At 70.7% G+C, this 21,410-nt stretch carries 21 protein-coding genes and 1 riboswitch; of the genes, 15 read left to right on the top strand and 6 right to left on the bottom strand.

The genetic code is table 11. From position 1 onward, the window contains the following. Positions 1 to 465 precede the first annotated feature (465 nt). Positions 466 to 1,089, top strand: a complete 624-nt coding sequence (locus SPRI_RS11805; protein ID WP_005311643.1) for an ADP-ribosyltransferase — start codon at positions 466 to 468, stop codon at positions 1,087 to 1,089. A 61-nt stretch (positions 1,090 to 1,150) separates the two neighbouring features. Here the strand turns inward: SPRI_RS11805 and SPRI_RS11800 are convergent, their stop codons facing one another. After that, positions 1,151 to 1,789, bottom strand: a complete 639-nt coding sequence (locus tag SPRI_RS11800) for a GNAT family N-acetyltransferase (RefSeq protein ID WP_053556908.1) — start codon at positions 1,787 to 1,789, stop codon at positions 1,151 to 1,153. A 102-nt stretch (positions 1,790 to 1,891) separates the two neighbouring features. Between SPRI_RS11800 and SPRI_RS11795 the strand changes: the two genes are divergently transcribed. Then, on the top strand, positions 1,892 to 2,107 hold the full coding sequence (locus SPRI_RS11795; RefSeq protein WP_005311639.1) for an EF-hand domain-containing protein: 216 nt from the start codon (positions 1,892 to 1,894) through the stop codon (positions 2,105 to 2,107). A 396-nt stretch (positions 2,108 to 2,503) separates the two neighbouring features. On the opposite strand, the gene SPRI_RS11790 is transcribed toward SPRI_RS11795, so the two are convergent. From SPRI_RS11790 to gcvT, 4 genes are all read right to left on the bottom strand, one after another. Beyond that, complete coding sequence (locus tag SPRI_RS11790) at positions 2,504 to 3,874, bottom strand: L-serine ammonia-lyase (protein WP_005311638.1); 1,371 nt, start codon at positions 3,872 to 3,874, stop codon at positions 2,504 to 2,506. Positions 3,875 to 4,069: 195 nt separating this feature from the next. After that, complete coding sequence (gene glyA, locus SPRI_RS11785) at positions 4,070 to 5,329, bottom strand: serine hydroxymethyltransferase (protein WP_005311636.1); 1,260 nt, start codon at positions 5,327 to 5,329, stop codon at positions 4,070 to 4,072. Positions 5,330 to 5,362: 33 nt separating this feature from the next. After that, positions 5,363 to 5,737 carry a glycine cleavage system protein GcvH gene (gcvH, locus tag SPRI_RS11780; protein WP_005311634.1) on the bottom strand — a complete coding sequence of 125 codons (375 nt, stop codon included), beginning with the start codon at positions 5,735 to 5,737 and terminating at the stop codon, positions 5,363 to 5,365. A 79-nt stretch (positions 5,738 to 5,816) separates the two neighbouring features. Continuing rightward, positions 5,817 to 6,932, bottom strand: a complete 1,116-nt coding sequence (gcvT, locus tag SPRI_RS11775; RefSeq protein WP_005311633.1) for a glycine cleavage system aminomethyltransferase GcvT — start codon at positions 6,930 to 6,932, stop codon at positions 5,817 to 5,819. Positions 6,933 to 7,080: 148 nt separating this feature from the next. Beyond that, positions 7,081 to 7,177: riboswitch (glycine riboswitch) on the bottom strand. A 207-nt stretch (positions 7,178 to 7,384) separates the two neighbouring features. On the opposite strand from gcvT, the gene SPRI_RS11770 reads away from it, so the two are divergent. The 10 genes from SPRI_RS11770 to SPRI_RS11725 all read left to right on the top strand — a co-directional run bounded on the left by SPRI_RS11770 (position 7,385) and on the right by SPRI_RS11725 (position 18,583). Further along, positions 7,385 to 7,999 carry an AAA family ATPase gene (locus SPRI_RS11770; RefSeq protein WP_053556907.1) on the top strand — a complete coding sequence of 205 codons (615 nt, stop codon included), beginning with the start codon at positions 7,385 to 7,387 and terminating at the stop codon, positions 7,997 to 7,999. A 925-nt stretch (positions 8,000 to 8,924) separates the two neighbouring features. Then, complete coding sequence (locus SPRI_RS11765; protein ID WP_005311629.1) at positions 8,925 to 9,674, top strand: enhanced serine sensitivity protein SseB; 750 nt, start codon at positions 8,925 to 8,927, stop codon at positions 9,672 to 9,674. Between the two features lie 133 nt (positions 9,675 to 9,807). Beyond that, the gene (locus SPRI_RS11760; protein WP_005311627.1) at positions 9,808 to 10,599 is read left to right on the top strand and encodes an enhanced serine sensitivity protein SseB C-terminal domain-containing protein; all 792 of its coding nucleotides are present in this window, start codon (positions 9,808 to 9,810) and stop codon (positions 10,597 to 10,599) included. Positions 10,600 to 10,810: 211 nt separating this feature from the next. Continuing rightward, positions 10,811 to 12,481 carry an ABC transporter substrate-binding protein gene (locus tag SPRI_RS11755; protein ID WP_005311625.1) on the top strand — a complete coding sequence of 557 codons (1,671 nt, stop codon included), beginning with the start codon at positions 10,811 to 10,813 and terminating at the stop codon, positions 12,479 to 12,481. Positions 12,482 to 12,567: 86 nt separating this feature from the next. Beyond that, complete coding sequence (locus SPRI_RS11750) at positions 12,568 to 13,572, top strand: ABC transporter permease (RefSeq protein ID WP_005311622.1); 1,005 nt, start codon at positions 12,568 to 12,570, stop codon at positions 13,570 to 13,572. Positions 13,573 to 13,582: 10 nt separating this feature from the next. Further along, positions 13,583 to 14,536, top strand: a complete 954-nt coding sequence (locus SPRI_RS11745; RefSeq protein ID WP_086025637.1) for an ABC transporter permease — start codon at positions 13,583 to 13,585, stop codon at positions 14,534 to 14,536. Between the two features lie 6 nt (positions 14,537 to 14,542). Further along, entirely contained in the window at positions 14,543 to 15,541 is a 999-nt protein-coding gene (locus SPRI_RS11740; protein WP_005311618.1) for an ABC transporter ATP-binding protein, read from the top strand. Beyond that, a complete protein-coding gene (locus SPRI_RS11735; RefSeq protein WP_037773704.1) occupies positions 15,538 to 16,959 on the top strand; it encodes an ABC transporter ATP-binding protein in 1,422 nt (473 codons plus the stop codon). Before SPRI_RS11740 ends, SPRI_RS11735 begins: the two co-directional genes overlap by 4 nt. Positions 16,960 to 17,005: 46 nt before the next feature. Further along, positions 17,006 to 17,662 carry a trimeric intracellular cation channel family protein gene (locus tag SPRI_RS11730; protein ID WP_053556906.1) on the top strand — a complete coding sequence of 219 codons (657 nt, stop codon included), beginning with the start codon at positions 17,006 to 17,008 and terminating at the stop codon, positions 17,660 to 17,662. Positions 17,663 to 17,731: 69 nt separating this feature from the next. Continuing rightward, positions 17,732 to 18,583, top strand: coding sequence for a thioesterase family protein (locus SPRI_RS11725; protein ID WP_037773703.1), 852 nt, complete (start codon positions 17,732 to 17,734; stop codon positions 18,581 to 18,583). Between the two features lie 99 nt (positions 18,584 to 18,682). Here SPRI_RS11725 and SPRI_RS11720 read toward each other — a convergent pair whose 3' ends face one another. Next, positions 18,683 to 19,303, bottom strand: a complete 621-nt coding sequence (locus tag SPRI_RS11720) for a TetR family transcriptional regulator (protein ID WP_005311604.1) — start codon at positions 19,301 to 19,303, stop codon at positions 18,683 to 18,685. A 106-nt stretch (positions 19,304 to 19,409) separates the two neighbouring features. On the opposite strand from SPRI_RS11720, the gene SPRI_RS38825 reads away from it, so the two are divergent. The 3 genes from SPRI_RS38825 (at position 19,410) to SPRI_RS11710 (ending at position 21,302) form a co-directional block, all read left to right on the top strand. After that, positions 19,410 to 19,565, top strand: a complete 156-nt coding sequence (locus tag SPRI_RS38825; protein WP_037773700.1) for a hypothetical protein — start codon at positions 19,410 to 19,412, stop codon at positions 19,563 to 19,565. Between the two features lie 44 nt (positions 19,566 to 19,609). Continuing rightward, the gene (locus tag SPRI_RS39270; protein ID WP_005311600.1) at positions 19,610 to 20,005 is read left to right on the top strand and encodes a hypothetical protein; all 396 of its coding nucleotides are present in this window, start codon (positions 19,610 to 19,612) and stop codon (positions 20,003 to 20,005) included. 133 nt (positions 20,006 to 20,138) lie between these two features. After that, positions 20,139 to 21,302: a cysteine desulfurase family protein gene (locus SPRI_RS11710; RefSeq protein WP_005311599.1), complete on the top strand. Its 1,164-nt coding sequence runs from the start codon at positions 20,139 to 20,141 to the stop codon at positions 21,300 to 21,302. The last annotated feature ends 108 nt before the right edge of the window (positions 21,303 to 21,410 follow it).

Here is a 21,410-nt window from a genome sequence, read left to right as displayed (position 1 = left end):
GCGGCTGGGGGCTTCTGTGTGGAGCGCCGTGGATTGGGGGGTGTATCCACGGCCGCTGATGTCGACCGTGCCCGGGTCAATGGAGGTCGTGCCGTCGACTATGGCAGACGGACGCCCCATCTCCAAAATCCTATAAGCGACCAAAAGGTCCTGAATGGGACATGTCGTCGATGAATCGTAGGTGAGCTGGCCCACTTGCCTGGCATTCCATGCATAACTATCCCACCCAGGGAGTGATTCATCGATCATATGGCCTCTTGAATGGTTCTTGGAACGGTCTTGGGCGCACCGGTCGGCAGCCGGCGCGCATCCCCCTCGGTAGCGGCCGCACGGGCTCGCCGCCCACCCGCAGCCCGGGCGGCGCCCCGTCGGCCGCACCGGCGTGTCCGGTGACCAGGTGAACAACTCGCCCACCAGCGGGTGACCGTGCGCGGTCCGGTGCCGTCGGACCGGGATGGTGTCCCCATGATCACCACTCGCTCGCGGCGCCGGGCCGCCGTGCTCACGCTGGCCCTGGCCGCCACCCTCGTCCCCGCAGCGGCAGGGACCGCCGCAGGAACCGCATCGACACCCGCGGCCCCGGCCGCTCGGGCCGCCGCCACCGCCACGTGCCCGGACCTCGGCGACCCGCTCCACGCCGCCGCCGACCGCAGCGTGGACATCGACCGGATCACACCGAAGCCGTCGTTCCGCGACAACTGCAGGCAGCTGTACCGGGCCGACGGACGCGCCCCCGAGGTCATCTTCGATCAGGGCTTCCACCCGAAGGCGCCGCAGAACGGCCAGTACGACATCGAGAAGTACGTCCTCGTCAACCAGCCGTCGCCGTTCGTCTCGACGACCTACGACCACGATCTCTACAAGCAGTGGAAGAGCGCCTGGAACTACTACATCGACGCTCCCGGCGGCATCGACGTCAACCGGACCATCGGTGACACCCACCGGTGGGCGGAGCAGGCCGAGGTGGCCTTCCCCGGCGGCATCGCCCGGGACTTCATCGTCGGCGCGTGCCCCGTCGACAAGCAGACCAAGCGCGAGATCATGAGCGAGTGCCGGGACAACCCGAACTACCTTCCCTGGCGCCTGTGACCCTTGAGCGGCAGAACGCCGCCCCGGGGGCCGACGGCCCCCGGGGCGGCGTTCCCGCGTCCTAACATGCGGCGAGGATCGCCTCGGAGGCGACCGGCCGGAACCCGGCGCGCTGGAACGCCCGCACACTGCGTGCGTTGCCCGGTGACTGCTGGGACCACAGCACCGGCCCTGGCACCAGGTGCCGGGCGGCGACGGCGAGCCGGGGACCGACGCCCCGGCCCCGCGCCTCCTCGTCGACCTCGAGGGACACCTCCCAGCGGCCGGCCAGCCCGCGGCCCAGCACGAGCACCCCGCCGTCCGCCGCCCACACCCGCACGTCGTCGCGGCGCTTCAGGGCGCCGACCACCCGGGGATGCTCGCGGTCCTGGATCTCGCGCAGTTCGACATCGGGCTCCCCGGGCAGCGCGTCCGCGACCGTCACCAGATCGATGGTGTCCATCGACCGTCCGGTGCGCCTCATGAGGGCCGCCAGGAAACCAGGGTTCATGGTGGCGGCCAGCCGGTCGGAGGCGGTGGCCGCCAGTTCGGCCCGTATCCACTCAGGGTCCTCGGCGGTGAAGACGACCGAGTGCGCGGTGAAGGCCACCACGCCCTCGTCCCGCGCACCGGGCCGGTCCATCACCGTCACCCCGCCGTCCGCGGGCGGGAACCGCCCCTCGGCCGCGGCGGCGAGAATCCGTGCCAGTTCGTCGCTCATCGCTTCTCTCCCCGTTCGTGGGTACAGGCCTCGCCTCCATGATCGACGACGCGGGCCGATAATCTGACCCCCGTCAGTAATGCACCAAGAAGGGGTGGACCGGTGGCGGACATCGAGTCAGCACGCAAGGCGTTCGACCGTTACGACGCGGACGGCGACGGCTTCATCACCGCGGCCGAGTACAAGACGGCCATGGCTCAGATGGGTGACTGGAACGTCACCGAGTCGGTGGCCGAGGCCGTGATCGCCGCACAGGACACCGACAAGGACAAGCTCCTGTCGTTCGACGAGTTCTGGGCCCACCTGAACAAGGCCTGATCCCACGGGACATGGGAAGGCCCCCGGCACGCGCCGGGGGCCTTCCCATGTCCCGTGGAATCCTGGGCTGCCGGGCGTGACCCTCAGCGGTCCGGGGGCCTTGGAGTGGCTCAAGCTCGGAGCGGGGTCCCCCACCACGGTCACCTGCAAGTCCCCTGTGCCGGCTGGCGGTTCGCGAACCCGGCAGCATCGCCGGCCTGCGACGAACGCGGCGAGGCGGCGACCCGGGACTCGGGTTTCTGCGCGCAGGCCCTGAGCGACCTCGACGCGATCATGCGGACCCTGCGCGAACCCACCGCCGTGCGAGCGGACCGAGCCCTGTACTTCCCCTGTGTGGGCAGGACGGGCCCCGACCAGCGCTGAAAGACGCAAAAGAGCTGGTCAGGGCCCAGAGCCTCAGCACTCGATGATGTTCACCGCGAGACCGCCGCGGGCGGTCTCCTTGTACTTGACCGACATGTCGGCGCCGGTCTCCTTCATCGTTTTGATGACCTTGTCCAGGGACACCTTGTGGCTGCCGTCGCCGCGCATCGCCATCTTCGCGGCCGTGACGGCCTTGACCGCCGCCATGCCGTTGCGCTCGATGCACGGGATCTGGACCAGGCCGCCGACCGGGTCGCAGGTGAGGCCCAGGTTGTGTTCCATGCCGATCTCCGCGGCGTTCTCGACCTGCTCCGGGGAGCCGCCGAGGACCTCGGCGAGCGCGCCCGCGGCCATCGAGCAGGCGGAGCCGACCTCGCCCTGGCAGCCGACCTCGGCGCCGGAGATCGAGGCGTTCTCCTTGAAGAGCATGCCGATCGCGCCCGCGGCGAGCAGGAAGTCGACGATGCCCTTCTCGTCGGCGCCGGGCACGAAGTTCATGTAGTAGTGCAGGACCGCCGGGATGATGCCCGCGGCGCCGTTCGTGGGGGCGGTGACGACCCGGCCGCCGGCCGCGTTCTCCTCGTTCACGGCCATCGCGTAGAGCGTGATCCACTCCATGGCGAGCGCCTGCGGGTCGCCCTCGGAGCGCAGCTTGCGGGCCGTGGTCGCGGCGCGCCGGCGGACCTTGAGACCGCCCGGCAGGATGCCCTCGCGGGACATGCCGCGCGCGACGCAGGCCTGCATGACCCGCCAGATCTCCAGCAGCCCCTCCCGGATCTCTTCCTCGGTGCGCCAGGCCTTCTCGTTCTCCAGCATCAGCGCCGAGATCGACAGGCCGGTCTCCTTGGTGAGGCGCAGCAGCTCGTCACCGGTACGGAAGGGGTGCTTCAGGACGGTGTCTTCGGGGACGATCGGGTTGTCGCCCGCCACCGCGTCCTCGTCGACGACGAAACCGCCGCCGACGGAGTAGTACGTCTTCTCCAGCAGCGTCGTGCCCTCGGCGTCGCGGGCGACGACCGTCATGCCGTTGGCGTGGTACGGCAGGGCCTTACGGCGGTGCAGGACGAGGTCCTCGTCGAAGTCGAAGTCGATCTCGTGGGCGCCGAGCAGGTTGATCCGCCCGTCCGTCCTGATCCGCTCGACCTGCTCGTCGGCGCTCTCGACGTCGACGGTCCGCGGAGAGTTGCCCTCGAGGCCCAGCAGGACCGCCTTGGGAGTGCCGTGGCCGTGCCCGGTCGCGCCCAGCGAGCCGTACAGCTCGGCCCGTATCGCCGTGGTGTGGGCGAGCAGGCCCTCGTTCTTCAGGCGCCGGGCGAACATCCGGGCGGCGCGCATCGGGCCCACCGTGTGGGAGCTGGACGGGCCGATGCCGATCGAGAACAGGTCGAAGACCGAGATGGCCACTGGGAACTCCTTGTGGGGTGGTAGACGCCGTTGTCTGCCGTGTGGTGCAGCGGCGCGCAGCGCCTCGTGTACGGGTGGCGGTGGGCGCAGAGGCATTGCGTGTGCGGGGTGCTTACGTGGTGCGGGGCACCGCGCGCACGGTCCAGTGTGCGCGGTGCCCCTTTTGTTTTGTTCGGGTCGGTTACGGGAGATCCGTCACAGACCAGGGTAGAGCGGGTGCTTCTCGGCCAGGGCCGTCACGCGGGCGCGCAGCGCCGGCACGTCGTACGACGGCTTCAGCGCCTCGGCGATGATGTCCGCGACCTCGCGGAAGTCCTCGTCCTGGAAACCGCGGGTGGCCAGCGCCGGCGTGCCGATCCGCAGACCCGAGGTGACCATCGGCGGCCGCGGGTCGTTCGGGATGGCGTTGCGGTTGACCGTGATGCCGACCTCGTGGAGACGGTCCTCGGCCTGCTGGCCGTCCAGCTCGGAGTTGCGCAGGTCCACCAGGACCAGGTGCACGTCCGTGCCGCCGGACAGGACGGAGACGCCGTGCTCGGTGACGTCGGCCTGGACCAGGCGCTCGGCCAGGATGCGGGCGCCGTCCAGCGTGCGCTGCTGGCGCTCCTTGAAGTCCTCGGAGGCGGCGACCTTGAAGGAGACCGCCTTCGCCGCGATGACGTGCTCCAGCGGGCCGCCCTGCTGGCCCGGGAAGACCGCGGAGTTGATCTTCTTGGCGAGCTCGGCCGTGGAGAGGATCACACCGCCGCGCGGACCGCCGAGGGTCTTGTGCGTGGTCGTGGTGACGACGTGGGCGTGCGGCACCGGGTTGGGGTGCAGACCCGCGGCGACCAGGCCGGCGAAGTGCGCCATGTCGACCATCAGGTAGGCGCCGACCTCGTCGGCGATCCGGCGGAAGGCCGCGAAGTCCAGCTGACGCGGGTACGCGGACCAGCCGGCCACGATCAGCTTCGGCTTGGACTCCTTGGCGAGCCGCTCGACCTCGGCCATGTCGACCTGGCCGGTGGCGTCGTCCACGTGGTACGCGACCACGTTGTAGAGCTTGCCGGAGAAGTTGATCTTCATGCCGTGGGTCAGGTGACCGCCGTGGGCCAGGTTCAGGCCCATGATCGTGTCGCCCGGCTTCAGCAGCGCGAACATCGCCGCCGCGTTCGCCTGCGCGCCCGAGTGGGGCTGCACGTTGGCGTGCTCGGCGCCGAAGAGCGCCTTGATGCGGTCGATGGCGATCTGCTCGACCACGTCGACGTGCTCGCAGCCGCCGTAGTAGCGGCGGCCCGGGTAGCCCTCGGCGTACTTGTTGGTGAGGACGGAGCCCTGGGCCTCCATGACCGCGACCGGAGCGAAGTTCTCCGAGGCGATCATCTCGAGGGTGGACTGCTGACGGTGGAGCTCGGCGTCGACAGCGGCGGCGACGTCCGGGTCCAGCTCGTGGAGAGGGGTGTTGAGAAGCGACATCACTCGGTCCCTAAGGTCTTGGTCAGCGCTTGGTCAGCCGGCGAATTCGGTGTACTCGTCCGCGGAGAGCAGGTCCTTCGGCTCCTCGCTGACACGCACCTTGAACAGCCAGCCGCCCTCGAAGGGCGCGGAGTTCACCAGCGACGGGTCGCCTACGACATCCTCGTTGGCCTCGGTGACCTCACCGCTGACCGGGGAGTACAGGTCGCTGACCGACTTGGTGGACTCCAGCTCGCCGCAGGTCTCGCCCGCGGTCACCGTGTCACCGACCTCGGGGAGCTGGACGTACACCACGTCGCCGAGCGCGTTGGCCGCGTGCTCCGTGATGCCGACCGTCGACACGCCGTCCTCGGCGGCCGACAGCCACTCGTGCTCCTTGCTGTAGCGCAGCTGCTGGGGGTTGCTCATGACCTGAATTCTCCTGTACGCGGGGGAGTGCTGGTGAACGGGGAGAGGGTGCGGACGATCACTTCCGGCACCCGGAGGATCACTTCTGGCGCTTGTAGAACGGCAGCGCCACGACCTCGTACGGCTCGTGGGTGCCCCGGATGTCGACGCCGACGCCCGGCGTGCCCGGCGCGGCGTGGGCCGCGTCCACGTAAGCCATGGCGATCGGCTTGCCGAGGGTGGGGCTCGGGGCCCCGGAGGTGACCTCGCCGATCACCGTGCCGTCCGCCACCACGGACATGCCGGCGCGCGGGACCCGGCGGCCCTCCGCGATCAGCCCGACCAGCTTGCGCGGCGGCGCGGACTCCGCGCGCTCCGCGGCGGCCGTCAGCGCCTCACGGCCGACGAAGTCGCCGTCCTTCTCGAACTTCACCACCCGGCCGAGACCCGCGTCGAAGGGGGTGAGCGCCGTGGTCAGCTCGTGGCCGTACAGCGGCATGCCCGCCTCCAGGCGCAGCGTGTCGCGGCAGGACAGGCCGCACGGGATCAGACCGGCGGGCGCGCCCGCCTCGGTCAGCGCCTGCCAGAGCTTCTCGGCGTGCTGCGGCTCGACGAACAGCTCGAAGCCGTCCTCGCCGGTGTAGCCGGTGCGCGCGATCAGCGCGGGGACGCCCGCCACGGTGCCCGGCAGGCCCGCGTAGTACTTCAGGCCGTCCAGATCGGCGTCGGTCAGCGACTTCAGGATGCCGGGGGACTCCGGGCCCTGGACGGCGATCAGCGCGTACGCGTCACGGTCGTCGCGGACGGTGGCGTCGAAGCCCTGGGCACGAGCGGTGACGGCGTCGAGGACGATCTGGGCGTTGCCGGCGTTGGCGACGACCATGTACTCGTCCTCGCCGAGGCGGTAGACGATCAGGTCGTCGAGGATGCCGCCGTCCTCCCGGCAGATCATCGTGTAGCGGGCGCGGCCGAGGCCGACGGTGCCGATGTTGCCGACCAGCGCGTAGTTCAGCAGGTCAACGGCCTGCGGGCCGGTGACGGTGATCTCACCCATGTGGGACAGGTCGAACAGCCCGGCCTTGGTGCGGACGGCGTTGTGCTCGTCGCGCTCACTGCCGTACCGCAGGGGCATGTCCCAGCCGGCGAAATCGGTCATGGTCGCGCCGAGCGACCTGTGCAGGGCGTCGAGTGCGGTCAGACGGGGGGCGTTGCTCATAGGTGTGGCTCCCAGGGCATGGCTGCGAGGACAATCCTCCCCATCTGTCATCGGAACCTGAGAGGTTCGCCCCGACTACGCGTACGGGTAGTCGTGACTTGCACCTTGGGTGGAGCCACTCGAATGCGGCTCGCTTTTCAGATCTGCCTCATCGCACGCGGTACGGGGCCTGAGAGATTCAAGGGAGGAACTTGCTCCTTCGGCGCCCGCCACAGGGGTGGCAGGGACTCTCCCGCGTGGATTCAAGCGGCCGGTATGGAGTTGGCGCGCACATCATTGCACGCATCCGGGAAGAGTGGAGCGTGAGGCCGCCCTGAAAACACTTGAGCCGTATTACCAATTCTTTACACTTCATGGGCAAGGGTGAGGGATGACCCGACACGGGGAGGGGGACGACGTTGCAGCCGACCGGTGCATACGCCACGACCACGGGGGTGCCCGCGCCACCGGGCATGTCCGCCGTCCCGTCACGGGCCGGAGCGGTCACGACCGCCCTGCCCGTGCTGCGCGACCTGCGGCAGCGGGCCGGGCGCAGCCCGCACAGCCTGGTCTTCGCCGCCGGTGACGTGGTGGTGGTCTCCGGCCTGCCCGGCAGCGGAAAATCCACGCTGATCCGGCGCGCGGCGAGGGGTCTCGGCATCGACTCGCAGGACACGCGGGACCGCTGGGACGCCCGCGCGCCCCGCTTCCTGCCGTACGCCGTCTACCGCCCGCTGGTGCGCCTCGCGCACTACGCCGGACTGCGGCGTGCCCTCCGTTCGGGCGAGAGCGTCGTCGTGCACGACTGCGGCACCCAGGCGTGGGTGCGGCGCTGGCTCGCCCGTGAGACACGGCGGCGCGGCACGTCCCTCCACCTGGTGCTGCTGGACGTGACGCCCCAGGTCGCGAGAGCCGGCCAGCGGGAGCGGGGCCGCGGCGTCTCCGGCTACGCCTTCGCCCGCCACCGCCGGGCCGTCTCCCACCTGGTCTCCGACGCGGAGGCGGGACGCCTGCCGGCCGGCTGCGCGTCGGCGGTCCTCCTGGACCGCGAGGCAGCGGGAACGCTGGGCCGCCTGGGCTTCGAGTAACGGGCGGCCCCGCGCCCGGCCCGGGCACCGCGCGGTGGTTTCCCGTGGGCTCCGCGCCCCTGCGCCCCCGGCGCCTCGAACGCCGGCGGGGCTGGAATCGCCCCGAATCGCCGACGGGCTGACAAAGTCACCCCGCCCGGCGTTCGAGTACGGGGTCGCGGGGCCCGCCCCGGACCGGGAACTCGGCCCCCGCGGCGCCGCGGGCCGAGAAAGCCAGCCCGCCCGGGGCGCCCTCGGCTGGGGGAGTTCGGGGCGCGGCCAGAAGGCCGTACGGGGTCCCGGGCCCCCGGACCGGGAACTCGGCCCCCGCGGCCGCCGCGGGCTGAGAAAGCAGCCCGCTTGGGGCGCCTCCCGCGGCCGCCCGGCACGGCCGAAGGCCGCACGGAGTCCGGGCCCGTCCCGGACCCGGAACTCGACCCCCGCAGCCGCCGCGGGCCGAGAAAGTCAGCCCGCTTGGGGCGCCTCCCACACTGGGGGAGTTCGAGGGCGCGGCCGAAGGCCGTACGGAGTCCGGGCCCGCCCAGGACCGGGAACTCGGCCCCCGCGGGCTGAGAAGGCCGGCCCGCCTGGGGCGCCTCCCCCTCGCCCGGCACGGCCGAAGGCCGTAAGGGGTCCGGGGCCCGCCCAGGACCCGGAACTTGGCCCCCGCGGCCGCCGCGGGCCGAGAAGGCCGGCCCGCCTGGGGCGCCTCCCACGGCTGGGGGAGTTCGGGGGCACGGCCGAAGGCCGTACGGGGTCCGGGCGCGCCCGGACCCCGGGTGGGCCCCCGCGGCCGTCAGGTCGCAGGGGTGGGCCCGGGAAGTGCACCGCGCAGCGGCCCGCGCCCCGGCCGCTAGGGTCGTCGCGGCGCGTCGCGTACACCGCCCGACGTGCCGCGCACGAACACGCAAGCGCCCACCGCAGGGGCCCGCACGAAGGACACCGCATGGACATACCCCGCACCGGCTGGCCCGGCAACGAGCTCGAAGAGGTGCTCGCCGCCTCCCTCGGCAACCCCGCGGCCGGAGGCCGCCTCGTCGAGGTGCTCGGCCGCAGCCCGATATGGGTTCCGCTGCCCAACGGCGGCAGCCAGGAGAGCCGGGACCTCGATCTGCCGACCATGGAGATCGACGGCGCCGCGTACGTCCCCGTCTTCAGCTCGGAGCAGCAGTTCCTGCAGTGCGTCGGCGCCCATATGCCGTTCACCGTCGCGCCCGCGCGGGAATTCGCCCGCGGACTGCCGCCGCAGCTCGGCATCGCCGTCAACCCGGGCGGCGCCGTCGGCGCCCCCCTGCCGCCCGCCGCGGTCGCCGAACTGTGCCGCGCGGGGCGGACACCGCTCGAGGGTCCCGCCTCCGGCGGCCGGGTGCGGCTCTTCGAACCGGACTGGCAGGAGGAGCCGGTCGACTTCCTCGCCGCCGCGGCCGGTGAGTTCGAGGCCGTCGGCGTCGTGCTGACCGGCCGCCGCGTGCTCGCCTCCATCGAGGGCGACGCGCCGACGCTCTTCATCGGTGTGCAGCTCTCGTCCTGGGAAGGCGTCGAACGCAACGCCCCCATGGACGCCCTCGGCCGGGCCATGGGCCGGGTCCAGCCGCCGTGGCCGGTCAACCTGGTGCTTCTCGACGTCGCGCAGGATCCGGTGGCCGACTGGATGCTCGAGCGCGTGCGTCCCTTCTATCAACGACAGCACGCGTAGGACTCGGGCCCGACACGAAAGAGAGACCAGTGGTCAAGTCTTTGCCAGGAGGGCCGATTAAGCTGGTTTGATGGCCTGACCAGCCTGACAGGGGCTGTGCGGAACGGTGGGACCGAACGAGGGGCGGAACAGGGTGAGTGCGTCAGGCACCGCGGCGGCCGGGCAGGTCGAGCACATGCTGCGCCAGGTGACTCCCGGCCGCTACGACGCGTACGAGGCGCTGCTGCACGCCCTCGCCGACCCCGCCGGCGGCCGGATCTGGATGCTGCTGTGGCACGGGCAGCCCGGCTCGCCCGACGCCCAGTACGGGAACATGGAGATCGACGGCGTCTGTTACGCCCCGTGCGTCACCTCCCCCCAGGAGCTCGCCGTCTCCGGCTGGAACCGCGCGCACGAGATCACCACCGGCCGGGACATCGCCCGCGCCCTCTACCCGGACCGCTGGGGCATCTGGCTGAACCCGCACGCGCCCGGCGGCGGTGTCGGCGTGCCGTGGCTGGATCTGCGCCGTATCGCCACCGGCCTCGACCGGATGCCGGCGGGACCGCTGCGGCTGTCGGACCCCGCGATCGAGATCCCGCAGTTCTACGCCCTGCTCACGCAGAACGCCCACCGCACCCCCTCCGTCCGCTCGCTGCGGCGTGCCTGGGTGCAGCCCGCGGTGGGCCCCGCGTATCTGGCCATCGGTCTGGATCTGTACGACACCGGCCCGCAGTCGGTCAAGACGGTGCGGGTGATGATGCAGCAGTCGGTGGCCGCCGTGCCGGACGGCCTTCCGGTGTCGACCGTGGCCATGGCCGACGAGTACGACCCGGTCACCATGTGGATGCGCGTCAATGCCCGCCCCTTCTACGACCGCGACGCCCACGCGGGGGCCCCGCCCACCGGCGGCGGGTACGGCTACCCTCCGCCGCACACCCGCTGAGCTGGGACGCTGCGTACATTGCGGGACCGAACTCCGTCGGATGTCAAGGGTGTTAAATCGCCTGGCGGGGATGTCCCGTATCTGCCCGGTTTGTTGAGTGTCCGGGTCTCGAGTAGGTATCACCGCTATCCGGACTGTTCTCCCAGGTGTCTCCCGTCTGTAGTGTTCGGCCGTCAAGACCTCTCCCACGGCGGAACCTCGGGGTGGACCCATGCGAATATTCAAGTCCGGAGCTGTCCGGGCGATCACGGCGGCGGTGGCCGTCGGCCTGATCGCCACCGGCTGCGCCAGCGAGCGGGGCAAGGACGGTGACAAGGGCGGCGACAAGGACACGTTCGTGTTCGCCGGCGCCGGTGACCCCGGCTCCCTCGACCCTGCGCTCGCGAGCGACGGTGAGACCTTCCGGGTCACCCGTCAGGCCTTCGAGGCCCTGCTCGAGCACGAGTCCGGCGGCAGCAAGCTCGTCGGCGGTCTTGCCGAGAAGTGGTCCAGCGACCCGGCCGGCAAGGTGTGGACGTTCAACCTGCGCAAGGGTGTGAAGTTCCACGACGGAGAGGCGTTCAACGCCGCCGCGGTCTGCGCGAACTACGACCACTGGTTCAACTGGAAGGGCACCTACCAGTCGAGCGCGGTCTCCTACTACTGGCAGACCATCATGGGCGGCTTCGCCAAGAACGAGGACAAGGAAGCCCCCAAGCCGAACTACAAGTCCTGCACGGCGAAGGACGAGAACACCGCGGTCATCGAGGTCAACGAGCCCTCGGCGAACCTGCCCGGCGGCTTCTCCCTCCAGGCGCTGGCGATCCACTCGCCGAAGGCCATCAAGGAGTACGAGAAGCAGGACGCGACCGCCAAGGGCGACGCGATCACGTACCCCAAGTACAGCCAGGAGGCCGGCACGGTCGCCGGCACCGGCCCGTACAAGATCACGAAGTGGAACAAGGGCAACAAGGAAGTCACCCTTGAGCGCTTCGACGACTACTGGGGTGAGAAGGCCAAGGTCAAGAACCTGGTCTTCCGCACGATCGACACCGAGGCCGGCCGCCGTCAGGCGCTGCAGGCCGGTGACATCGACGGTTACGACCTGGTCGCCCCGGCCGACGTGAAGACGCTGGAGAAGGAGGGTTACGAGGTCCCGACCCGTGACGTCTTCAACATCTTCTACGTCGGTATGACGCAGTCGAAGAACCCCGCGCTGAAGAAGCTCGAGGTCCGGCAGGCCATTTCGCACGCCATCGACCGCGAGGGCATCGTCAAGACGCAGCTGCCCGAGGGCGGCAAGGCCGCGACCCAGTTCATGCCCGACACGGTCGCCGGTTTCTCGGACAAGGTGAAGACCTACCCGTTCGACACCAACAAGGCCAAGGAACTCCTCAAGAAGGCCGGTGAGGAGAAGCTCAAGATCGAGTTCTGCTACCCGACCGAGGTCACGCGCCCCTACATGCCGGCGCCGCAGGACATGTTCGAGCGTATGAAGGCCGACCTGGAGAAGGCCGGCATCACGGTCACCCCGAAGGCCATGAAGTGGGCCCCGGACTACCTGGACGCCACCGAGGCCGGCTCCTGCGCCCTGCACATGCTCGGCTGGACCGGTGACTTCAACGACGGCTACAACTTCATCGGCACCTGGTTCGCCGGTCCCGACAAGCAGTGGGGCTTCGACGACAAGAAGGTCTTCGACTCGGTGAACGCCGCTTCGAAGGTCACCGACCCCGCGGGTCGTGTGGAGGCCTACAAGAAGGCCAACGAGACGATCATGGAGTACGTCCCGGGTGTCCCGATCTCGGCGTCCCCGCCGGCGATCGCGTTCGCCAAGAACGTCAACCCGCCGAAGGTCTCCCCGCTGACGCAGGAGAACTTCGCCGAGGTCTCCTTCAAGTAATCGAAACCCCAGCGGGTCCGCCCGGCCACAGAACCTCGGTGGCCGGGCGGACCCGCATCGACGCACGTAAGAAAGGGGCACGCGGGGTGCTGCGACTCGTCGTACGAAGACTGCTACAGCTCATACCCACCCTGCTCGGCCTGTCGGTTCTGCTCTTCCTCTGGCTGAACCGGCTGCCCGGCGGACCCGCCTCAGCGATCCTGGGCGAGCGGGCGACCGAAGCCGAAGTGGCGCGTATCAACCGGGCCCTCGGGCTCGACCAGCCCGTCTACGTCCAGTACTGGCGCTTCCTCAAGCGCATCTTCGAACTGGACCTCGGCACGTCCACCCAGACCGGTCAGCCGGTGTGGGACGAATTCGCGACGCGGTTCCCGGCGACGGTCGAACTGAGCATCGTCGCCATCGGCATTGCCATCGTTGTCGGGATCCCGATGGGCTACCTGGCGGCCAAGCGCCGCGGCGGCTGGCTCGACGTCGGCGCCGTCTCCGGATCGCTGATCGGCATCTGCATCCCGGTCTTCTTCCTCGCCCTGATCCTCAAGGGGATCTTCGCCGTCCAGCTGCAGATGTTCCCGAGCTACGGACGGCTCGACACCGGCATGGACGCCACGGACGTCACCGGATTCGCCGTCCTCGACGGCCTGCTGACCGGTGAGCTGGACGCCAGCCTGGACGCGATCCACCATCTGATCCTGCCCGCCATAGCGCTGTCCTCCATCCCGCTCGCCGTCATCGTGCGCATGACCCGCGCCAGCGTCCTCGAGGTCCTCGGCGAGGACTACGTCCGCACGGCCGAGTCCAAGGGTCTCGACAAGCGGGTCGTCCGCGGCCGGCACGTGCTGCGCAACGCGCTGCTGCCGGTGGTCACCGCCGTGGGTCTGCTGACCGGAAGCCTGCTCTCCGGCGCGGTGCTGACCGAGTCGGTCTTCTCCTTCAACGGGATCGGCAACTTCATCCGCACCTCGATCGACGCCCGCGACTACCCGGTGCTCGTCGGGTTCATCCTCTTCATCGCGATGGTGTACGTCCTCATCAACCTCCTGGTCGACCTCGCGTACAGCCTTATCGACCCGAGAGTGCGGGTGCACTGACGTGACGACCATGACGAAGAAGGCCGACAAGATCGACCGGCTCGCGGAGCTGATGCAGACCTCCGAGGTCACCAGCGGCGCGAGTCTGTGGCGCGAGGCCATGCGGCGGCTGCGGGCCAGCAAGATGGCCATCATCGGCGCCGTCATCATCGCGCTGTTCGTGCTCCTCGCGATCGTCGGACCGTGGCTCGCTCCGCACAGCCCGTCCGCCCAGACGTGGCGCGGCGAGGTCTTCGCCAACAAGGGGCAGTTCGTCGGCGCCCGCGGCGACAACTGGTTCGGCCTCGACCACCTCGGCCGGGACATGTTCTCCCGGATCCTCGTCGGCGCCCGGCAGACCCTGATGGTCGGCGTGGTGTCGATGCTGATCGGTCTGATCGTCGGCGCGCTCGTCGGCGTTCTCTCCGGCGCCGCGGCGACCCTCGGCGGCAGGACCGGTGAGCGCGTCGACACCGTGATCATGCGCTTCACCGACATCATGCTCTCGCTGCCGTCGCTGCTGCTGGCGGTCTCCATCGCCGCGGTGATGGGGCAGTCGCTGACCACCGTGATGATCGCGGTCGGCGTCGTGCAGATCCCGATCTTCGCGCGGCTGCTCCGCGGTTCGATGCTGGTCCAGGGCAGCAGCGATTACGTGCTCGCGGCCAAGGCGCTCGGCATCAGGAAGAAGCGGATCGTCCTCACCCAGATCCTGCCGAACTCGCTCAGCCCGGTGATCGTCCAGGCGACGCTGAGCCTCGCCACCGCGATCATCGAGGCCGCGGCCCTGTCCTACCTGGGCCTCGGCAACCCCGATCCGGCCATCCCGGAGTGGGGCGTCATGCTCGCCCAGGCAGAACGGTTCTTCGACAACGAGCCGATGATGGCGGCCTACCCCGCCATCGGCATCATCATCACCGCCCTCGGCTTCACCCTGCTCGGCGAGGCCATGCGCGAAGCCCTCGACCCGAAGCTGCGAGGCTGAAGTCCCATGGCACTGCTCTCAGTTGAAGAACTCAGCGTCACCTTCACCGCCAAGGGCCGCAAGGACTCCACGGCCGTCGACGGCGTCTCGTTCGACGTCGACCAGGGCCAGGTCGTCGGCCTCGTGGGCGAGTCGGGCTGCGGCAAGTCCGTGACCTCGCTCGCCCTGATGGGCCTGCTGCCCGGCAAGGGCGTGAAGGTCGGCGGGCGCGCCGAGTTCGACGGCCAGGACCTGCTGAGCATGAGCCCCCGCAAGCTGCGGGACATGCGCGGCAGCCAGCTGGCGATGATCTTCCAGGACCCGCTGTCCTCGCTGAACCCGGTCGTCCCCATCGGCGTCCAGGTCACCGAGATCCTCGAGCGCCACCGCGGGCTCAAGGGCGAGGCCGCCCGCAAGGAAGCGGCGAACCTGCTGGACCGGGTCGGCATCCCCGACCCCACCCGGCGGCTCAAGGAGTACCCGCACCAGCTGTCCGGCGGTATGCGCCAGCGCGCGCTCATCGCCATGGCCGTCGCGTGTGCGCCCCGGCTGCTCATCGCCGACGAGCCGACGACCGCGCTCGACGTGACCATCCAGGCGCAGATCCTGGAACTGCTCAAGGAACTGGTCGACCAGGAGGGCACCGCCCTGCTGATGATCACCCACGACCTGGGCGTCGTGGCCGGCCTCTGCGACCAGGTCAACGTGCTGTACGCGGGCCGGGCCGTCGAATCCGCGGGCCGCCGCGAGCTGTTCGCGCACCCCACCCACCCGTACGCGCACGGTCTGCTCGGATCCATCCCCCGGCTGGACGCGCCGCGCGGCGAACCGCTCAGCCCCATCCGCGGATCCATCAACGACCGCATCGCCTGGGCGGACGGCTGCGCGTTCGCGCCGCGCTGCGACTACTACACGATGGAGTGCCTGACCGGCACACCCGAACTGACCGAACCACGCGCGGCCGGACACCAGGTGCGTTGCGTCAACCCGGTCCTTCCCAAGCCCAAGGCGGAGGTCTCGGCATGAGCCTGCTCGAACTCGACGACGTGAAGGTCCACTTCCCCGTCAGGAAGGGCGTCCTCTTCAACCGCACGGTCGGCCATGTCTACGCGGTCGACGGTGTGTCGCTCAAGGTCGAGGCCGGTCAGACGTACGGGCTGGTGGGCGAGTCGGGCTGCGGCAAGACGACGCTCGGCCGCGGTGTGCTGCGGCTCGTGGACATCACCGACGGCGAGGTCCTCTTCGACGGCACGGACCTGGCGAAGCTGCCGGAGGAGGAGATGCGCCGGTACCGCCGGCGTCTGCAGATGGTCTTCCAGGACCCGCTCGGCAGCCTCAACCCACGGCAGAACATCGAGTCCATCCTCAGCGAGGGCATGGCCGCGCACGGGATCGGCAAGGACCAGGACGAGCGCCGGGAGAAGATCAAGGAGATCCTCGGCAAGGTGGGCCTGCCCACCAACGCGCTCTCCCGCTATCCGCACGAGTTCTCCGGCGGCCAGCGCCAGCGCATCGGCATCGCCCGCGCGCTGGTCCTCGAGCCCGACGTGATCATCTGCGACGAGCCGGTCTCGGCACTCGACGTGTCGGTGCAGGCGCAGGTGATCAACCTGCTGGAGGAGCTCCAGGAGTCGATGGGCCTGACGTACCTCGTCATCGCCCACGACCTTGCGGTCGTCCGGCACATCTCGGACGTCATCGGGGTCATGTACCTCGGCTCCCTCGTGGAGGAGGCGCCGAGCGACGCGCTGTACGCGGGGCCCAAGCACCCGTACACCAAGGCGCTCATGTCGGCGGTCCCGGTCCCCGACCCCGAGGTGGAGGACCGGCGCGAGCGGATCCTGCTCCAGGGCGACCTGCCCTCGCCGGCGAACCCGCCGGCCGGCTGCCGCTTCCACACCCGGTGCCCGTGGGCCCAGGACAGGTGCGCGGTCGAGCGGCCGGTGCTGACGGACGTCGGTGACGGGCACAAGGTGGCCTGCCACTTCGCCGCCGAGATCGAGGCGGGGACGCTGGAGCTGACACGGCCGACCGGCATCGAGGCGGTCACGGAGACGAAGGCCGTGGCGGCGGAGGGCCCGGACGCCGACAAGGTCGCGATCCCGGCGCAGTCGTCCGGGGACGAGGCCGCGGAGTCGGAGCCGGAGCCGGAGAAGAAGAAGGAGCAGGAGCCGGAGAAGGCGTCCGCTGAGGCCGACGAGCCGGCGGAGACGGAGGAGGCCGCGGCCGAGGCCGACGCGCCGGTCGAGGCCGACGTTCCCGCGAAGGGCGAGGCCGAGGCCGAGGTCGAGGCCGCCGTCCCCGCGAAGGACGACGCGCCGGCCCCGGCGGTCGACGCGCCGGCTGCGGCAGACGCCGACGCGGACGCGGACGCAGCCGGTCCCGACGAGGACGACGCTGCGGAGTCGGACGCCTCCGATGCGGAGTCGGCCAAGACCGGCTGACGGACCGCCGCACACCTTGGAGCACCGGGCGTTGTAGAACTGTCCGGTGCTCCAAGAACTGTTCACGCCCTCCGTCCAGCATTCTCTCGAGATCGTCGGCATCTTCGTCTTCGCGATCTCCGGGGCACTGCTCGCCGTCCGCAAGAACTTCGACGTGTTCGGCATGGCGGTCCTCGCCGAGGTCACGGCGCTGGGCGGCGGGCTGCTGCGCGACCTGATCATCGGGGCCGTACCGCCCGCCGCCTTCACCGATCTCGGGTACTTCGTCACGCCACTGGTCGCCACGGCGCTGGTGTTCTTCCTGCACCCGCACGTGGAGCGGATCCAGGTGGCGGTCAACGTCTTCGACGCTGCCGGACTCGGCCTGTTCTGCGTGACAGGCACGACCAAGGCGTACGAGTACGGCCTCGGACTCACGTCCTCCGCCACTCTCGGCCTCGCCACGGCCGTCGGCGGCGGTGTGCTGCGCGATGTGCTGGCCAACGAAGTGCCTTCACTGCTGCGCTGGGACCGTGACCTGTACGCCGTGCCGGCGATGGTGGGTGCGGCGATGGTCGTGCTCTGCATCCGCTTCGAGGCCCTGAACCCGTTCACCAGCGGGCTGGCCGTGGTGACGGCGTTCGTCCTGCGGCTGCTGGCGATGCGTTTCCACTGGCGGGCGCCGCGTGCCTGGAACCGGCGTTCGCAGACCAGCGAGTCATGACCAGTCGGCAGCAGCGTGACCCGGTGCACAAAGCTACCGCTTAGTAGTTGTCTGTTGTACCGTACCGCCATGGCAGAAGCAGCGACTCAGGCGACCGTCGGCAACAGTGAATTCGACCGCGACACGGCGATCACGCGGCGCGAGGACGGCGTCTACGACGTGGAACTCTCGGCGGGCTGGACGATCATCCACGCCGTCAACGGCGGTTATCTGCTGGCCCTCATGGGTCGGGCGCTCGGCGACGCGCTGCCGCACCCCGACCCCTTCTCCGTGTCGGCGCACTACCTCACGGCCTCCCAGCCGGGACCCGCGGTGATCCGCACCCAGACCGTGCGCACCGGTCGCACGCTCTCCACCGGTCAGGCGTCGCTCTTCCAGTACGAGGAGGACGGCACCGAGGTGGAGCGGATCCGCGTGCTGGCGACGTACGGCGACCTGGACTCGCTGCCCGACGACGTCCGTACTTCCGCCGAGCCGCCGGCGATCCCGCCGCTCGAGCACTGCCTCGGACCGGCCGACGGGCAGCCCTCGATCCCCGGCAGCTCCGCGATCACCGAGCGGCTGGACATCAAGCTGGACCCGGCCACCGTCGGCTGGGCGATCGGCGCGCCCTCCGGCAAGGGCGAGATGCGGGGCTGGTTCGGTCTCGCGGACGGTCGCGACGCGGACCCGCTGTCCCTGCTGCTGACGGTGGACGCGCTGCCGCCGACGTCGTTCGAGCTCGGGCTCTCCGGCTGGACCCCGACGGTCGAACTGACCACCCACATCCGCTGCCGCCCGGCGCCCGGACCGCTGCGGGTCTCGATCACGACGCGGAACCTGGCGGGCGGTTTCCTGGAGGAGGACGCGGACGTCTGGGACTCCGCGGACCGCCTGGTGGCCCAGTCCCGCCAGCTGGCCAAGGCTCCGAGGGGTCAGTAGCCCCCGCGGCCCTGCCGGGCCGGCGCACCCGGCCCCCGAAGACGACTCCGGCTGTCTCCCGCCCAGGCGGGAGGCAGCCGACGCGTTTCCGGCGGAAGGTCAGGGGCCGTCCAGCCAGTGGCGGCGGCCGAGGCTGATGAGGCGCAACTGCCGCACGGCCAGGGCGCGGACCCTGTCCTCGCCCCCGGGGCCTGCCTCCAGGAAGGACGAGGCCGTCATCACCATGTGGTCGACGTACACGCCGGCCAGCATCCTCAGGTCCTCCTGGCTCCAGCCGGCCGACTCCGGCTCACCGGCGAACGCGGCCGCCACCTCCTCGGAGAACCGGTCGAGCTGTTCGCCTATCGCCGCCCGGACCGCCGCCACGCCGCCGTGCCGCTCGCGGGCGATGAAGCGGACGTGTGCGGGGGAGGTGCGCACGAGCGCGGCGACCAGTGCGACGGTCCGCTCGATGCGGGCCTCGTCGCGTGGTTCCCGCAGTGCCTCCCCGATCGTGAGGTGCAGGCTGCCGAGCGTCTCCTCGACGAGCGCCACCCCGAGGTCCGCCGTGTCGCGGAAGTGCCGGTAGAACGCGGTCGGCGCGACACCCACGGCCCGGGTGACCTCGCGCAGGCCGAGGCTGCTCAGGCTCTGTTCCTCGAGCAGCCGCAGCGCGGCGTCGAGAAGGGCCTGGCGAGTCCTCTGCTTCTGGGCCTGGCGGATGCCGACGGTGTGACTCATGGCATTGAGTAAACAACCGTTCTCCGAAGAAGGGAAGAGTAGACTCACCAGTCAGTGAACAGTCGTACTCACAAGTGTTCACCGAGAAGTCGCCGAAAGGATGACGATGATCGCCCTTGTAGCAGCACTTCTTCTGCTGGGAATCATGCTGGGCGCCGTGGTCCAACTCCCCGCGTCCGTCTCGCTGGTGGCGGCCTCCGTCATCGGCTGCTGGCTGCTCGTCTTCGCCGTGCGCGAGCGCGGCCGGGCCCGCCGCGACTGAACCGCCCGCACAGTCCTCGTACCGGAACCGGAAGGAGAGACGTCATGCAACTCGCCGAACTCGTACGTCCCCGGCACCGCGGCGGTGACCGCCGCCCTGCCGCCGCCCTCGGCACCGAAGACCGCGCAGAGGCGCCGGCGCCCACGAACGGCCCGAAGAACGGCCCCACGAACGGCCCGGCGGACGACCCCGCGGTGGAGCGGCGCAAGGACGCCGACGGCATGGCCGTCGCGGCCTTCGTGCTCGGCCTCGTCGGGCTGCTCGTCATGAACATCGTGCTCGGCCCCGCCGCCGTCGTGCTCGCGGCCCTCGCCCTCCGGCGCGGCACCGCACGCCGCGGCCGCGCCCTGCTCGGCCTCGCCCTCGGCATCGCCGACCTCGTGGTGCTCGCCGTGCTCGTGACCGTCGACGGCACCGTCGTCTGGGGCTTCGGCGGCTGACCCGCCGAAGGTCCCGGCCGGGACGGAGCCGCTCCCGGCCCCCCACCGCCCCGCCCGGAGCGCAGGCCCGAGGTCCGTGCACCCCTGCGCCGCGTCCGCGCCCCCCGGTGAGCCTCGTAGAATCGAGGCCACCATGGCTTACCTCGACCACGCCGCGACCACTCCGATGCTGCCGGAGGCCGTCGAGGCGATGACCGCCCAGCTCTCCGTCACCGGCAACGCCTCCGCACTCCACGCGGCCGGGCGACGGGCCCGCCGTACCGTCGAGGAGGCCCGCGAGACGCTCGCGGAGGCACTCGGCGCCCGGCCCAGCGAAGTCGTCTTCACCTCGGGCGGTACCGAAGCCGACAACCTCGCCGTCAAGGGCCTGTACTGGGCACGCCGCGACGCCGACCCGGCCCGCACCCGCGTACTGGCCAGCCCGGTCGAGCACCACGCCGTGCTCGACGCGGTCGACTGGCTCGCCGAGCACGAGGGCGCGACCGTCGAGTACCTTCCCGTCGACTCCTACGGCAGGGTCCACCCCGAGGCGTTGCGCGAGGCCGTCGGACGGAACCCGGACGACGTGGCCCTCGCCACCGTCATGTGGGCCAACAACGAGATCGGCACCGTCATGCCGGTCGTCGAACTCGCCGCCGTGGCCAAGGAGTTCGACGTACCGCTGCACGCGGACGCGGTCCAGGCGTTCGGCCAGCTCGACGTCGACTTCGCCGCGTCGGGGCTCGCCGCGATGACGGTCTCCGGTCACAAGATCGGCGGTCCGTACGGCATCGGCGCGTTGCTGCTCGGCCGTGAGTACAGCCCCGTCCCCGTCCTGCACGGCGGCGGCCAGGAACGCCACGTACGCTCCGGCACGCTGGACGCCCCGGCCATAGCCGCCTTCGCGGTGGCCGGCCGGCTGGCCGCCGAGCGCCGCGAGGACTTCGCCCGCGACGTCGGCTCCCTGCGCGACGACCTCGTGCGCGCCGTGCGGGCCGCCGTCCCCGACGCCGTCCTCGGCGGTGACCCGGACGACCGGCTCCCCGCCAACGCGCACTTCACCTTCCCCGGATGCGAGGGCGACTCGCTGCTCCTGCTGCTCGACGCCCAGGGCATCGAATGCTCCACCGGCTCCGCCTGCACCGCCGGCGTCGCCCAGCCCAGCCACGTCCTGCTCGCCACCGGCACCGACCCCGACCTCGCCCGCGGCACCCTGCGCTTCAGCCTCGGCCACACCTCGACGAAGGCCGACGTGGAAGCGGTCGCCCAGGCCATCGGCCCGGCGGTCCAGCGGGCGCGTACGGCGGGCCTGACCTAGGGCCTCTCGTTCGGACGCCAGCCCCTCGCGGGACCCCTGCCGAGCCGGCGGCGAGGTTGCCGGAACACGGAAGTGGAGCGCGCGCTCCTGCTGCCTGCCGCCCTCGTT

This window comes from Streptomyces pristinaespiralis (genome assembly GCF_001278075.1).
GTDB classification, from domain to species: Bacteria; Actinomycetota; Actinomycetes; order Streptomycetales; family Streptomycetaceae; genus Streptomyces; species Streptomyces pristinaespiralis.
Note: the sequence above shows the minus strand (reverse complement) of the source record. Positions and strands in the feature narration are given on the sequence as shown.

Coding starts and splice junctions, on each gene's coding strand:
- SPRI_RS11805 (WP_005311643.1), top strand. CDS start 466: ATGATCACCACTCGCTCGCGGCGCCGGGCCGCCGTGCTCACGCTGGCC.
- SPRI_RS11800 (WP_053556908.1), bottom strand. CDS start 1,789: ATGAGCGACGAACTGGCACGGATTCTCGCCGCCGCGGCCGAGGGGCGG.
- glyA (WP_005311636.1), bottom strand. CDS start 5,329: ATGTCGCTTCTCAACACCCCTCTCCACGAGCTGGACCCGGACGTCGCC.
- gcvH (WP_005311634.1), bottom strand. CDS start 5,737: ATGAGCAACCCCCAGCAGCTGCGCTACAGCAAGGAGCACGAGTGGCTG.
- gcvT (WP_005311633.1), bottom strand. CDS start 6,932: ATGAGCAACGCCCCCCGTCTGACCGCACTCGACGCCCTGCACAGGTCG.
- SPRI_RS11770 (WP_053556907.1), top strand. CDS start 7,385: ATGTCCGCCGTCCCGTCACGGGCCGGAGCGGTCACGACCGCCCTGCCC.
- SPRI_RS11765 (WP_005311629.1), top strand. CDS start 8,925: ATGGACATACCCCGCACCGGCTGGCCCGGCAACGAGCTCGAAGAGGTG.
- SPRI_RS11755 (WP_005311625.1), top strand. CDS start 10,811: ATGCGAATATTCAAGTCCGGAGCTGTCCGGGCGATCACGGCGGCGGTG.
- SPRI_RS11745 (WP_086025637.1), top strand. CDS start 13,583: ATGACGAAGAAGGCCGACAAGATCGACCGGCTCGCGGAGCTGATGCAG.
- SPRI_RS11740 (WP_005311618.1), top strand. CDS start 14,543: ATGGCACTGCTCTCAGTTGAAGAACTCAGCGTCACCTTCACCGCCAAG.
- SPRI_RS11735 (WP_037773704.1), top strand. CDS start 15,538: ATGAGCCTGCTCGAACTCGACGACGTGAAGGTCCACTTCCCCGTCAGG.
- SPRI_RS11725 (WP_037773703.1), top strand. CDS start 17,732: ATGGCAGAAGCAGCGACTCAGGCGACCGTCGGCAACAGTGAATTCGAC.
- SPRI_RS11720 (WP_005311604.1), bottom strand. CDS start 19,303: ATGAGTCACACCGTCGGCATCCGCCAGGCCCAGAAGCAGAGGACTCGC.
- SPRI_RS38825 (WP_037773700.1), top strand. CDS start 19,410: ATGATCGCCCTTGTAGCAGCACTTCTTCTGCTGGGAATCATGCTGGGC.
- SPRI_RS39270 (WP_005311600.1), top strand. CDS start 19,610: ATGCAACTCGCCGAACTCGTACGTCCCCGGCACCGCGGCGGTGACCGC.
- SPRI_RS11710 (WP_005311599.1), top strand. CDS start 20,139: ATGGCTTACCTCGACCACGCCGCGACCACTCCGATGCTGCCGGAGGCC.